The 11869-nt window shown below is 65.6% G+C and carries 13 protein-coding genes and 1 pseudogene; 6 read left to right on the top strand and 8 right to left on the bottom strand.

All coding sequences use genetic code 11. The features are described 5' to 3' along the window. Positions 1 to 3 precede the first annotated feature (3 nt). The 4 genes from ASD78_RS00605 to ASD78_RS00590 form a co-directional block, all read right to left on the bottom strand. Positions 4 to 207, bottom strand: a complete 204-nt coding sequence (locus ASD78_RS00605; RefSeq protein ID WP_056097722.1) for a DUF2892 domain-containing protein — start codon at positions 205 to 207, stop codon at positions 4 to 6. Beyond that, a complete protein-coding gene (locus tag ASD78_RS00600) occupies positions 204 to 779 on the bottom strand; it encodes a cytochrome b/b6 domain-containing protein (RefSeq protein ID WP_056097721.1) in 576 nt (191 codons plus the stop codon). The genes ASD78_RS00605 and ASD78_RS00600 overlap by 4 nt, the downstream gene beginning before the upstream one ends. Then, positions 776 to 2086, bottom strand: a complete 1311-nt coding sequence (locus ASD78_RS00595; protein WP_056097720.1) for an FAD/NAD(P)-binding oxidoreductase — start codon at positions 2084 to 2086, stop codon at positions 776 to 778. Before ASD78_RS00595 ends, ASD78_RS00600 begins: the two co-directional genes overlap by 4 nt. Before the next feature lie 103 nt (positions 2087 to 2189). After that, positions 2190 to 2717: a hypothetical protein gene (locus tag ASD78_RS00590; protein ID WP_156087508.1), complete on the bottom strand. Its 528-nt coding sequence runs from the start codon at positions 2715 to 2717 to the stop codon at positions 2190 to 2192. Between the two features lie 529 nt (positions 2718 to 3246). On the opposite strand from ASD78_RS00590, the gene ASD78_RS21305 reads away from it, so the two are divergent. From ASD78_RS21305 to ASD78_RS00575, 5 genes and pseudogenes are all read left to right on the top strand, one after another. Further along, a complete protein-coding gene (locus ASD78_RS21305) occupies positions 3247 to 3927 on the top strand; it encodes an MBL fold metallo-hydrolase (RefSeq protein ID WP_235566410.1) in 681 nt (226 codons plus the stop codon). Positions 3928 to 4014: 87 nt separating this feature from the next. Next, positions 4015 to 4569, top strand: a complete 555-nt coding sequence (locus tag ASD78_RS21300) for an MBL fold metallo-hydrolase RNA specificity domain-containing protein (protein ID WP_235566409.1) — start codon at positions 4015 to 4017, stop codon at positions 4567 to 4569. A 71-nt stretch (positions 4570 to 4640) separates the two neighbouring features. Beyond that, a complete protein-coding gene (locus ASD78_RS00580) occupies positions 4641 to 5291 on the top strand; it encodes a BON domain-containing protein (protein WP_056097718.1) in 651 nt (216 codons plus the stop codon). Between the two features lie 119 nt (positions 5292 to 5410). Then, a pseudogene (locus ASD78_RS21295) lies at positions 5411 to 5623 on the top strand (hypothetical protein); the annotation flags it as partial. A gap of 78 nt (positions 5624 to 5701) precedes the next feature. Beyond that, positions 5702 to 6475, top strand: a complete 774-nt coding sequence (locus ASD78_RS00575; protein ID WP_055907510.1) for a glucose 1-dehydrogenase — start codon at positions 5702 to 5704, stop codon at positions 6473 to 6475. Here ASD78_RS00575 and ASD78_RS20370 read toward each other — a convergent pair. Together ASD78_RS20370 and ASD78_RS00560 are read right to left on the bottom strand one after the other, a co-directional pair. Beyond that, entirely contained in the window at positions 6460 to 6747 is a 288-nt protein-coding gene (locus tag ASD78_RS20370) for a hypothetical protein (protein ID WP_056097717.1), read from the bottom strand. The two genes, ASD78_RS00575 and ASD78_RS20370, sit on opposite strands and share 16 nt — an antisense overlap. A 377-nt stretch (positions 6748 to 7124) precedes the next feature. Then, positions 7125 to 8189 carry a type IV toxin-antitoxin system AbiEi family antitoxin gene (locus ASD78_RS00560; RefSeq protein WP_200944102.1) on the bottom strand — a complete coding sequence of 355 codons (1065 nt, stop codon included), beginning with the start codon at positions 8187 to 8189 and terminating at the stop codon, positions 7125 to 7127. Between the two features lie 225 nt (positions 8190 to 8414). Between ASD78_RS00560 and xth the strand changes: the two genes are divergently transcribed. Next, on the top strand, positions 8415 to 9182 hold the full coding sequence (gene xth / locus ASD78_RS00555) for an exodeoxyribonuclease III (RefSeq protein WP_056097714.1): 768 nt from the start codon (positions 8415 to 8417) through the stop codon (positions 9180 to 9182). A gap of 786 nt (positions 9183 to 9968) precedes the next feature. Here the strand turns inward: xth and ASD78_RS00550 are convergent. Both ASD78_RS00550 and ASD78_RS00545 read right to left on the bottom strand, forming a co-directional pair. Further along, positions 9969 to 10241 carry a GlsB/YeaQ/YmgE family stress response membrane protein gene (locus tag ASD78_RS00550; RefSeq protein WP_055908482.1) on the bottom strand — a complete coding sequence of 91 codons (273 nt, stop codon included), beginning with the start codon at positions 10239 to 10241 and terminating at the stop codon, positions 9969 to 9971. A 174-nt stretch (positions 10242 to 10415) separates the two neighbouring features. Further along, a complete protein-coding gene (locus ASD78_RS00545; protein WP_082575358.1) occupies positions 10416 to 11777 on the bottom strand; it encodes an AMP-binding protein in 1362 nt (453 codons plus the stop codon). Positions 11778 to 11869 lie beyond the last annotated feature (92 nt).

Genomic DNA, 11869 nt, shown 5'->3' with positions numbered 1-11869 from the left:
GGTTCAGCGGAACGCGCAGCCGCTGCGGACGCCGAGCTTGCGGAACAGCATCGCCGCCGGGCAGAAGCCGGTGACGCTGGCCTGCAGCAGGTTGAGCCCGACGAAGGCGGTGAGCAGCCACCACCATGGCGACACGAGCTGGGTCAGCGCGACGCTGACCAGGATGACGACGCCTGCGAACGCCATTACGGCACGGTCGATGTTCATGCGATTCTCCATCGAAGGGTGGGGAAGGAATGCGTACTCATGCGCGAGGCCGGTGCGGCCACATGCGGCGCAGCGTGTCGTCGCGGACGAGGGTAGTGACGGACTAGCGCGGCTGCGGTATGCAGCCCGATCAGCCAATGGCCGCGCACCGCCATGGCTACGTGCAGTTCTTCCGCAGTCTCGCCCAAGGATTCGTCCACGCCGGGCGGTGGCGGAACCGCCCAACCCAAGCCGGGCAACCGTGCCGTTTTTCCTTCGCGGCTGAACGCCATCCACCCGAGCAGCGACATGGCGATCACGAACAGATACAGCGCCAAGTGGGTCAGCCTCGCGAGCAGGCGTTGCCATGCGGGCGGTTGCGAATGGATCGGCGGCACGGGGCCGTCCGTGCGCACCGCGGTGCGCACGGCCACCAACGCCAGCACGCACAAGCCCAGCGCGTAAAGCCGGGCTTCCACGGCCTCCTCGCCAGCGGAGAACGCGTCATCGAACTCCATCGCCGCGTAGACCGCGACCAACAGCACGGCAATCGTCCAGTGCCAGCGTGCCGCTTTCGGCTCCGTCGCGCTCATAGCCGCTTCTCCTGGCGTCGGTTGCTCTCGCTCTGCGGCTTCAGGCGATCTATGCCCAGCGCGGCCAGCACGCGTTTCTCGATGACGGGCTCGGAAGTGCCGTGCCGCATCTTGAACAGGAAGTATTTTTCGAACGCGACCTTCGCCAGATGCACCCAGCGTCCTTCCTTGGTCCAGGTCACGTTGCGCGGCGGAATCTGCGGTAGCGCAACGAAGGCGATGCCGGAATCGCCAGTATCGGCCAGGCATACTGCGTTCCACGTGCCTTCGAACGTCGCCGGCTCGCCATGAAGTTCCGCGGCGATGTTACGCACGGCGGTGGTGACCATCGATTCGATCATGAAACCGGTCTTCGGCGCACCGGTCGCCACCGGCGTGGCTTCGATCGGCGCGATCGCCACGCACACGCCGGCGGCGAAGATGGCCGGATACCGCGGGCTGCGCTGTTGCTTGTCGACCAGCACGAAGCCCCGCGGGTTGCACAATCCCTCCACCGCCGCGACCGCATCCACGCCCTTGAACGCCGGCAACAGCATCGCGTAACTGAACGGCAGCACGCGTTCACGCTGGGTCTGGCCGTCTTCGCCGCACTCGACGATGACCGCTTCGCCGGCGCGCATTTCCTGCACCTTCGCATTGGTGATCCAGCGGATGTGCCGCCGGCGCAGCTCGGACTCGAGCATGCTTTTCGAGTCGCCGACCCCACCCAGGCCCAGATGCCCGATATAGGGCTCGCTGGTGACGAAGTGCATCGGCACGCGGTCGCGCAGTTTGCGCCTTCGCAGGTCGGCGTCCAGGATCAAGGCGAATTCGTAGGCGGGGCCGAAGCAGCTCGCGCCCTGCGCAGCGCCGATCAGGATCGGCCCCGGGTCGTCGAGGAAGGCTTGATAGGCTTGCCAGGCGAGCGCGGCGTGAGGCGTGGTGCAGATCGACTGCGTGTGGCCGCCGTCGGGCCCGGCTCCGGGCACTTCGTCGAAGGCGAGTTTCGGCCCGGTGCAGATGATCAGATAATCGTAGTCGTGCTGGGCGCCGTCGGCGGTGTGTACGCGCTTGCGTTCCGCATCGATGCGCACTGCGGCATGTGGGACGAACGCGATGTCCTTGCGCGCCAGCGGTTCCGCGGCCGCGAGCGTGAAGTCCTCAGCGGTCCGCCATCCGACGGCGAGCCATGGATTGGACGGCGTAAAACTGAAGCGCTCGCCGGCGCCGATCACGCTGATGCGGTGCGCGGCACCGAGCGTATCGCGCAGCTCGTACGCGGCGCTCATACCGGCCAAGCCGGCGCCTAAGACCAGGATGTGAGACATCGTGCCGCTCCGGTAGGGGAAGCGCTTTCGATGCTAGAAGCGCCAACCTCGGCCGCTCTTGATCCCGATCAATAGAACGACGGATCAGCCGGCACGCCTGGCGTCACGGCGCATTGGGCTTGTCGACTTCGGTTTCGTCCTCCTCCGGCTGGGCGTCTTCCGGCTTCGGGCGCTGCGTGCTCAACGTCGCCGCCAGGTCGCGATAAGCCCGCACGAATCCCGCGCGCGCGCGTTCCCAGGCCTGCGCATTGCTTTGCTGCATTTCGTGGTGCCGCTTCTCCAGCACCGCCCGCCGTTCGCGGGCTTCGGCCAGCGCCCGCTCGCGATTGGCTTGAACGTCCTCGCCGATGCGCTTGGCTTCGCCAGACCAGTCGGCCTGGAGCTGCCGCAGACGACGATCCATGGCGTCCATGGCCTGCTGCGCCCTTTGCACCGCAGCGGCCCGGCGCGCCACCGTGTAGGCGTTGATGGCGCGTGCCGCCTCTTCGACTTCCCGACGCATTTCCGCCCGCTGATCGACCTCGGTGGGTTCCGAAGCTTTTTTCTCTTCCTGGGGAGGCGGTTGTTGTGCCGCTACGGTAGCGCCTACCGTCAGCAACAACGCCAGCGCGAGATTTCGAAGCTTAAGCATGTGCGTGGCTCCTCTTCCCGAACATGGGGCGATTGCACGCTAGCCCGGCCAAGACCGGATGGAATTGATCCCGATCAACTAAGGGGTTGCGCGCTGCGCAAGCGCCCGCGGCCGTAGCCGAAGCGCGATCGGCCGGGATCCGGGTGATCCTGATGACCGGCGATCATGTCGAGACGGGGCGTTCTATCGCCCGGGCCGCAGGCATCGACGACACGCCGATAGTCGCGTTTGGGGCTGAGCTCGAGCAATTGGATACGGCAGGCGTGGCCGAGCTACTGCGGCGAACTCGCTGGCGATAGCGATTGCCCTCCCCTGCCGCTTACTCCTGGCCAGCCGGTGGGTGTCGCACGAGCGGAGCGCCCCCGGCTAAACACGTTCGAATTGATGTCGGTCAACGCGCCCCGACCGCGCGAGCCGCTGAATGGCGGTTCTCGAGCCAAGGATCACCGATGTGGTTCGCCTGCTGCCGATCCGAGCCGCTTCACCCTGTCGTTCCTCGGCGCCAACGCCACGGTGACCGGTTCCCGACATGCTGGAGGCCGGGAACGCGCGCTTGCTGGTGGATTGCGGCTTGTTCCAAGGATCCAAAACCTTGCGTTTTCGGAACGGTGCGCCGCTTCCAGTCGGTCCCGGATCGATCGACGCCGTCGTGCTGACCCACGCCCACCTCGATCATTCCGGTTGCCTGCCGCGCCTGGTGCGTGACGGCTTTCCCGGCCCTGTCTGGTGTACCGAGGCGACTCGGGCGCTCTGCGGCATCCTGTTGCCGGATTCGGCCAGGCTACTGGAGGAAGAAGCCGGGTACGCCAACAAGATCGATTCGTCGCGGCACCACCCGGCCGAGCCGCTCTACACGGAAAGGGACGCGCACGCCTGTCTTGATCGCTTCCGCACCGTGCCGTTCGAACAGCACTTCACCGCCATTCCCGGCATCCAGGGATTTCTCAAGAACCAGGGCCACATCTTGGGCGCGGCGGCCGCCACTCTCGATCACGGCGGTATTCGCATCACCTTCAGCGGCGACATCGGCCGGTCCAACGATCCGATCATGCCGGCGCCGGCACCGCCGGCCGAAAGCGATTGGATCGTTTGCGGATCTACCTATGGCGATCGGCGCCACCCTCCGGGGACACTCAAGAACGAATTGAAAAACGCACTCGCGCGTGTGCTGGAAAGAAGCGGGTCGCCATCGCCCCGGCCTTCGCGGTAGGCCGCGCGCAACTGCTGCTGAACACGGTCGCCCAGCAGCAGCAGGAGCATTCCATCGCCGATGGTGCCCGTTTATATCAATAGTCCGATGGCGACGGACGTGACCGAGCTTTACCATCGTTATGCCAGCCAGAACCGTCTGGACAACGACGCACTGGACCACATGCGGCGAATGACCCGATTGGTCAATTCCGCCGAAGAGTCCAAGGCCCTCAACCGCAGGAAGGGGCCGATGATCATCGTCGCCGCGGCGGGGATGCTGACGGGAGGCAGGGCACGCTATCACCTGATCGCGTTCGCGCCCGCCCCGCGCAACGCGATCTTGTTGAGCGGCTACCGAGCCGGCGGCACGCGCGGCGCGGTGCTGGCATCGGGCGCCAAATCGGTGCGCATCTATGGCCAGGACGTCTCGGTGAACGCCGAAGTGGTGTCGCTGGGCATCGCATCGGCCCATGCCGATTCGGACCTAATCCTGGCCTGGCTCGACGCGGCGCCCCGCCAGCCGCGAGCGAAGTTCCTGGTGCACGGGGAACCCGAGGCTTCGGGTACGCTGCGCAAGCGGATCGAGCGGGAACTGCATTGGCAAGCCCGTGTCCCGGAATACAGGGACGCGGTCGACTTGCGCTACAAGCTTCCGGCTTGATCCAAATCAAGGCGCTGTCCCGCATTCAATGCCGGAATGCAGGCTCCCCCACCGCTTCGGAGGTGCCTGCAATGAACGACAAAGAATTGCGCCAATTCGTTCTGGACGAGTTGGAATACGAACCGAGCATCGATTCGGCCAACATCGGCGTGACCGCCGAACACGGCGTGATCACGCTGAGCGGGCATGTCGCCGATTACGCGCAGAAGGTGGCAGCCGAACGCGCCGCATGGCGTGTGAAGGGCGTCAAGGCCATCGCGCAGGAAATCGAAGTGCGCCTGTCGTTCGACAAGAAGCAGAACGACGACGAGATCGCGCAACGGATCCTGAACATCCTCGCCTGGAACACGGTCGTTCCCAAGGACGCCATCAAGGTCAAAGTCTCTGAAGGCTGGGTTACCTTGACCGGCCAAGTCCACTGGCATTACCAGCGGGAAGCGGCCGCGGCGGAAGTGCGCAAGCTCACCGGCGTGAAGGGCGTCATCAACGACGTCAAACTCGCGCCCGCCGCCCAGATCGGCGACGTCAAACGGCGCATCCAGGATGCGCTGAAGCGCTATGCGGAGATCGAGGCCAAGGGTATCCGGGTCGAGATCAAGGATGGCAGCACCGTCCGCATCGAGGGACAGGTGGACAACTGGGACGAAAGGCAGGCGGTCGAGCGTGCGGCGTGGTCCGCGCCCGGCGTGCGCATCGTCGAGGACCATCTGACCATCGGCTGACCGCTTCTTTTCCCGGCGGGCGTCGCCCGCCGGGATGGTCATGCCATGGCCTCGCGTTCCGGCGCGCGCCACAGCGTCGACAATGCGTTCCCATTGACCTCATCCTGACCGCAGATTTGTCCCTATTCCCATTTCTCATGCCTTCCTCTACGGATCCGAACCATGGCTTGACGGTTTTGGACGCGTCTTCCAGCCGGCTTACGCTCTTGTTCCTACTGGCAGCGACCACCGTCTTCGCGCCGATCGCGCTGGGTTACTCCGCCTGGACCTCGCGGACGAAGCGGGGCAACGGCGCCCGCATGCGGCCGCATCGTTCCAAAGAGCTCTACTGACATGCCGTTCATCGGCGCCGATCCACATGCTCGCTGAAGGCGCGATCTCCGCATCGCGCCCGGCGAAGGAGATATCCCATGAACCGGGTGCAGGACAAAGTCTGCATCGTCACCGGAGCGGCGCTGGGCATCGGCCGGGCATGCGCGCAGCGGCTGGCGCAGGAAGGCGCGCGCGTCGCGCTCTTCGACGTGCTCGATGCCGAAGGCGCAGCGCTGGCGGACGATCTGCGGATGCAAGGCTTCGATGCCGGGTATTGGCACGTCGACGTTAGCCGAGAGGCGGAGGTTTCCCGCGCGACCGAAGAAGTCGCCCGTACGTTCGGCGCAGTTCACGTGCTGGTGAACAATGCCGGCATCGCAGGGAGCAACAAACCCACCCACGAACTCACCGAAGCCGAATGGGACCAGGTCCAGGCGATCAACGTGAAAGGCGTGTTCTTCTGCACCAAGCACGCCATACCGCACATGCGTCGCGCCGGCCACGGCAGCATCGTCAACCTGTCGTCGATCTACGGCTTGGTCGGCGCCGCCGACGTGCCGCCTTACCATGCCTCGAAGGGAGCGGTGCGCCTGATGAGCAAGACCGATGCTCTGATCTACGCGCCGGACCGCATCCGTGTCAACTCCGTGCATCCGGGCTATATCCGCACACCGATGGTAGAGCATCACCTACGCGACAACGGCGCCGCCGACCTTGAAGCGGCCATGATCGAAGTCGGCAAGCTGCATCCATTGGGCCACATGGGCGAACCGGACGATATCGCCTGGGGCGTGGTGTATCTGGCCTCGGACGAAGCCAAGTTCATGACAGGTGCCGAACTGGTGGTGGACGGGGGCTACACCGCGCGGTGATGAGAAAACGCGTTTCGGCGGAAATGATGGCTCAGGGGCGGCCGCCGCTTCGAAAAATCGACCACAGCAGCCATACGCCGGCCAGCGAGGCGCCAACGAAGCCCAATAGCCCGAAAAGCGCCGCCCCCCAATAACGTCGGCCTGCCTTCGATCGTCATCGCGATCGGCGAGCCGACGATCACAGCCGCTATCGCCATCGCGCCGGACAGGCGATTGGCCGCGCGACCAATCCCATGGTTGAACTCATGGAGCTCGTCCACCTGCATATGCATGCGCGCTCCTCCTCCAGTGCGCAGCAATTGCAGCGGGCTGGGCCTGGGGCGCCATATCGAAGTCGAGGTCGATGGTTCGCCCGAAACCTTCGAGCGTCAGGCAGACCTTGATCAGCAGCGTCAGGTCGGCAGGCAAGGCCAGGCGATGGGAACGCAGCGGCGTCGCCGGGCACTTCCGTATCCAGGCCGAGGTCCAAGTCGAGCGTGCCGACATGCGGCTGTCCTCGTGGGCGAGCGGCAGCCACGGCACCGCACCGCCGGCCACGGCAAATTTTCCCTTGAAGCTGCCGAGGATCTGGCCGTTCTCGACCAGCAGGTCTTGACCGCGGCCGTGGTGCGGTCGTCGTAGTCGGCGGCGGACCGCGGTTCCTACCGGATCAACCTTTCGGCCACGCCAGCTTTTCCTTTCGCAGATGGTCGGCCGCTTCCGTGCCGCGTTCGCTGGACACGACCAGGTCCAGATAGGTTTGCACGGGGCTGGTGCAGACTGCACCGGGCGCCGGCTCAATGATGTCGAGGAACAGCCCTTCGTCCTTGGGCAGCGTCACGACGACATTCTGGCCGTTTGAAGCCGAGGATAGGTTCAGCACGGAACGAAGTCTTTCAAGGCCCTTGGCGTCCGCGTAGAAATAATGAGTGCCGGTGCGCGCATAAGACGCCAGCCAATGCGCCGCCGAATAGGAAGCGAACACGGCCTGTCCTTCTTCAGCGTCCGTGCCTAGCGCCTGTCGCGCCGCCTCGTCCAGCGCCTTGCCGTGCAGCGTCGTATGTAAGTTCACCCGTTGCCCGGTGGGAGCCGCGTACGTGGCCGCCCATGCGTCGAGCAATGCGTCAGGCTTGGACAAACGCAGTCCTTCTTCGGAGACTTCCGCCCATTCCCTGTCCAGCAAGCTGCCGCGCACGTTGCTGACATGGCCCACGCTGACGGCGGCCGCTTCGGCGAGTTCGACTACCCGCCAGGTCCGGTCCGGATCACGGAGCAGCACGCGTAGCACCTGCGCCGACTTCGGCATGAACAACGACTTTAGTTCGCGGCGCTCCGTCTTCGGCTTGCTCGCGACCTGTCGCTCGATGAAGATGCCACCGAACGCCAGGTAGGCGTTGCCTTCGAGGTCGAGGAACCCTACGCCTTCCTCGCGGCACAGCGATTGGACGTTGGGCGACAGGTAGGGAGCGACCAGCACCGGTATGGTTTCCGGGGTTCGTCCAGCAACGTAGTCGCGCAACTGTAGAAGCGCCGGACGGACATACCGTGGCTGGCCGTTGGACTCCACCTCGCACGCCAGCGTGTAGCGGCGACCGTCGGCGTCGAGGCGCGCAAGAATATCGACCTGTTTACCGGCGTCGGCGACTTCCTGCTTGACGTCCAACACCCGGATCGCAGGCACCCGCTCCAGCAGTTCCCGGAGCGCCTCGGCAGCGCGGGATTCGGTGCTTTTCACTGATTCGGCCTGTTTCAGAATTTGCTGAAATTAGCAATTCTAGTGAAATAATCAAGCGGCGTTCAGTGGAATGGCAGGTTTCAGCAAATGCTGAAAGAGGGCTATAGTCTGAAAATGACGCCCGGCCACAGGCATCTGCGACCTAGGCAAATTGCGGGTATCGCTGGGAGCATGATCGATGAAGCGAAGAAATAAATATAATAAATTCAATAGGTTGATGCCCATATGAAAATCGCCAGCTGGAACGTCAACTCGCTCAACGTGCGCATGCCGCACCTGGAAACCTGGCTGGGCCTGCGCATGCCGGACGTGGTGGCGCTGCAGGAAACCAAGCTCGAAGACCACCGCTTCCCCGACGACGCCCTGGCCGCACTGGGCTACCGCAGCGTGTTCGCCGGCCAGAAGACCTACAACGGCGTGGCGATCCTGTCGCGCGAAAGCGCGCGCGACGTGCAGATCGGCGTGCCCGGCTTCGAGGACGAGCAGAAGCGCGTGATCGCCGCCACCGTCGGCGATGTGCGCATCGTCAACCTGTACGTGGTCAACGGCCAGGACGTGGGCACCGACAAGTACGCCTACAAACTGCGCTGGCTGGATGCGATCCACGACTGGCTGGCCGAAGAACTGCGCGCGCACCCGCAGCTGGTGGTGCTGGGCGACTTCAACATCGCACCCGACGAGCGCGACGTGTACGACCCGGCCGTGTGGAACGAGGGCCACATCCTGACCTCGACCGCCGAACGCGATGCGCTGCGCCGCCTGTACGCGCTGGGCTTGCACGACAGCTACCGCATGCACAACGACGGCGCCGGCGAGTTCAGCTGGTGGGATTACCGCCAGGCCGCGTTCCGCCGCAACCTCGGCCTGCGCATCGACCTGGCGCTGGTCTCCGACGCGTTGCGCGCCCGCTGCGCCGGCGCCGGCATCGACCGCGAGCCGCGCACCTGGGAACGGCCCAGCGACCACGCGCCGGCTTGGGTGGAGTTGGGCTGAGTCTGGTCGCACGGACGGACGAGCTTCGCCGTTGCCGTTGCCGTTGCCGTTGCCGTTGCCGTTGCCGTTGCCGTTGCCGTTGCCGCGGCATTTGAATCCATAGCAACGCACTCAAACGAACATCCGTAGACCCGAAGGGCGGCGCGCAGGACGCGCGCCGTTTTTCGAGGAACAGGATGTTCCTTCGAAAAATCCCCGCGCAAGCTCCGATCTCGCAAGGGAGGGTTGTCAAGGCAAGCCCTTCTCTTTGGTTACTTTCTCTTGGGCTAGCAAGAGAAAGTGACCCGCATGCGCAGCAGGCGGAAGCTGTTGCTTAAGAACGAAACTAACGCAGCAAACGGAATTCGCAATCGCGGCTTACGCCGCTCCCACAGAAAGCAGAAAGCCAAGCCGATCCGCATCGAAACTCACGCAGCAGCCGAAGGCCGCGGTCGCGGCTCACGCCGCTCCTACCCCAAGGCCGGAGCGGGACAGGCGCGGCCGCCGGGCTGGCGATCGCGGCTTACGCCGCTCTCCCACAGGAGGCAGGAAGCAGAAGGCAGAGCCGTAGCGAAACCGCCGGGTCGGAGGACGAAGGTCGCGGTCGCGGCTTACGCCGCTCCTACCCCAAGGCCAGAGCGGGACAGGCGCCGCCGCCGGGCTTGCGCGGCTTGCAGATGCGGTTCGCCTGTGGCTCACCACATCCTACGATTCGTCGACGAGGAGGATGCAGCGAGCTCGCGCACAAACTCGCGCACAAAAAAGCCCGGCGATGCCGGGCTTTTTCGTTTCCGTCGGCCTGCGCGCTCAGCGCACGCGACCGCGCCGGAACAGGTTGACGATGCCGAGCAGCACGATCGCGCCGACCAGCGACAGCAGCAAGCCGGTCAGACTGAAGTTGCCATCGTTGATATCGCCCGCACCCAGACCCAGCACGCCGCCGAGCCAACCGCCGAGAAATGCGCCGACGATGCCTACGATGACGTTGAGAAAGATGCCCTGCTGCCCATCGGTGCGCATGACCAAACTGGCCAGCCAACCGATGACGCCGCCAACCACGAGCCAAATGATGATGCCCATCATGTCGGTGTCTCCTAATAGTTCAGAGGACGCCCGATCGCACTTGCGCCGTGAGGATGCACTCGCCTGTCGCATCGGACGATTGCAGTCTGGATGCGTATTTGTGATGGCAACGTTAAATGTTCACACTGCGGCGAAGCGCGTCACGCGGCGTAGACACGCCGCGCGTGGAGTTTAACCACCGTTGCTGCGCAGCAGCTGCAAGAGCAGGTCGCGCGGCAATTTTCCGGTCTCGTTGCGCGGCAGCGCATCGACGCGGCGCAGCGGACGCGGCAGGAATACCGGATCGATGCTGGCGCGCAATGCGCGCAGGATTTCGGCCTCTTCCAACCGCGGCGCGACCGCGAGCGCGGCGATCCGGCGCACCGCGCCGTCGTCGCTGTCGAGCTGGAACACCACGCCGTCCTCGACGCCGTCGATCGCGAGCAGTTTGCGGGTGAGGTCGCCCAAGGAAGCGCGCTTGCCGGCGATTTCGAGCAGGTCGGCGCTGCGCCCGCGCAGCACGAAACGGCCGTCGGCGCCGACTTCCATCAGATCGGCCAGCACCACCGCCTCGGGCAGGTGCGGCGCGTGCACCGCGGTGCCGTCGGGTTGCGGCGACAAGCGCACGCCGGGCAGCGGCGTCCAGGCGTCCTCGTGGGCGGTGCGGCGGCGCGCGATCACGCAGGTTTCGGTGGAACCGAACACTTCGCGGACCTCGCAGCCGTAGCGCGTTTCCGCGGCCAGGGCGAGTTCCCGCGACAGCGGCGCGGTGGCCGAGACGATGCCGGCCAGCGCCGGCAAGGCGATGCCGGATTCGACCAGGGCGCGCAGATGCACCGGCGTGGTCACCAGCAGCGGCGGCGTCGGCGCGTCGGCCAGGGCCAGGGCGACGTCGCCGGGAAAGAACGGACGCGCCGCGTGCACCGCGACCGGGCCCAGCAGCGGCAGCAAGACCGACATCTCCATGCCGTACATGTGCTGCGGCGGCACGGTCGCGACCAGCGGCGTGATCGTGTCGGGCGCGAGCAGATCGGCGAGCGCGGCCAGGTTCTGCGCGGTGCTGGCGCGGAAGCAGCGCCAGGTTTTCGGATTGGGCTTGGGCTGGCCGGTGCTGCCGGAGGTGAAACCGATCGCGACCAACGCATCGGCCGCGACGGTCGGCGCCGGGCCGTCGAGTTGCGCCAGCGTCCCGGGCAGGCGCCAGTAGCGCGGCGGCGGCGGTTCCAGCGCGGTATCGCCCAGGCAATAACTGTCGGCGTGCTGGGCCAGCGCGTCGCCGACCACGGCCGGCGCGCGCGAGGGCGGCAACAGCGTGGTCTGGCCGCGCAGGGCGGCTGCGCTGAAGGCGACCAGGAAGCGGTAGCGGTCTTCGCACAGATTGATCGCATAGCGCGCCGACGGCAGCGCCGCCGCCAGCGCGCGCACTTCGCGCTCGAAGCGCTGCTGCGCGATCGCATCGCCATGCGCGAACGCGAACAGACGCTCGCCCGTACCGGTCGCCAGGGCGACGCGTTCGTCGCCGGGTACCGCATCATGATCAACTACCGCTGACATCGTCCGCCATTCGTCGCTCCGGCCGCAGCCGCACCATTCCTACGCCGACGGCAGCGCCGTCTTCCCCTAAGCGCCGGCCGTGCGGCATCGGC

The sequence above is a fragment of the Lysobacter sp. Root667 genome, from assembly GCF_001427715.1.
Lineage (GTDB): Bacteria > Pseudomonadota > Gammaproteobacteria > Xanthomonadales > Xanthomonadaceae > Lysobacter.
Note: the sequence above shows the minus strand (reverse complement) of the source record. Positions and strands in the feature narration are given on the sequence as shown.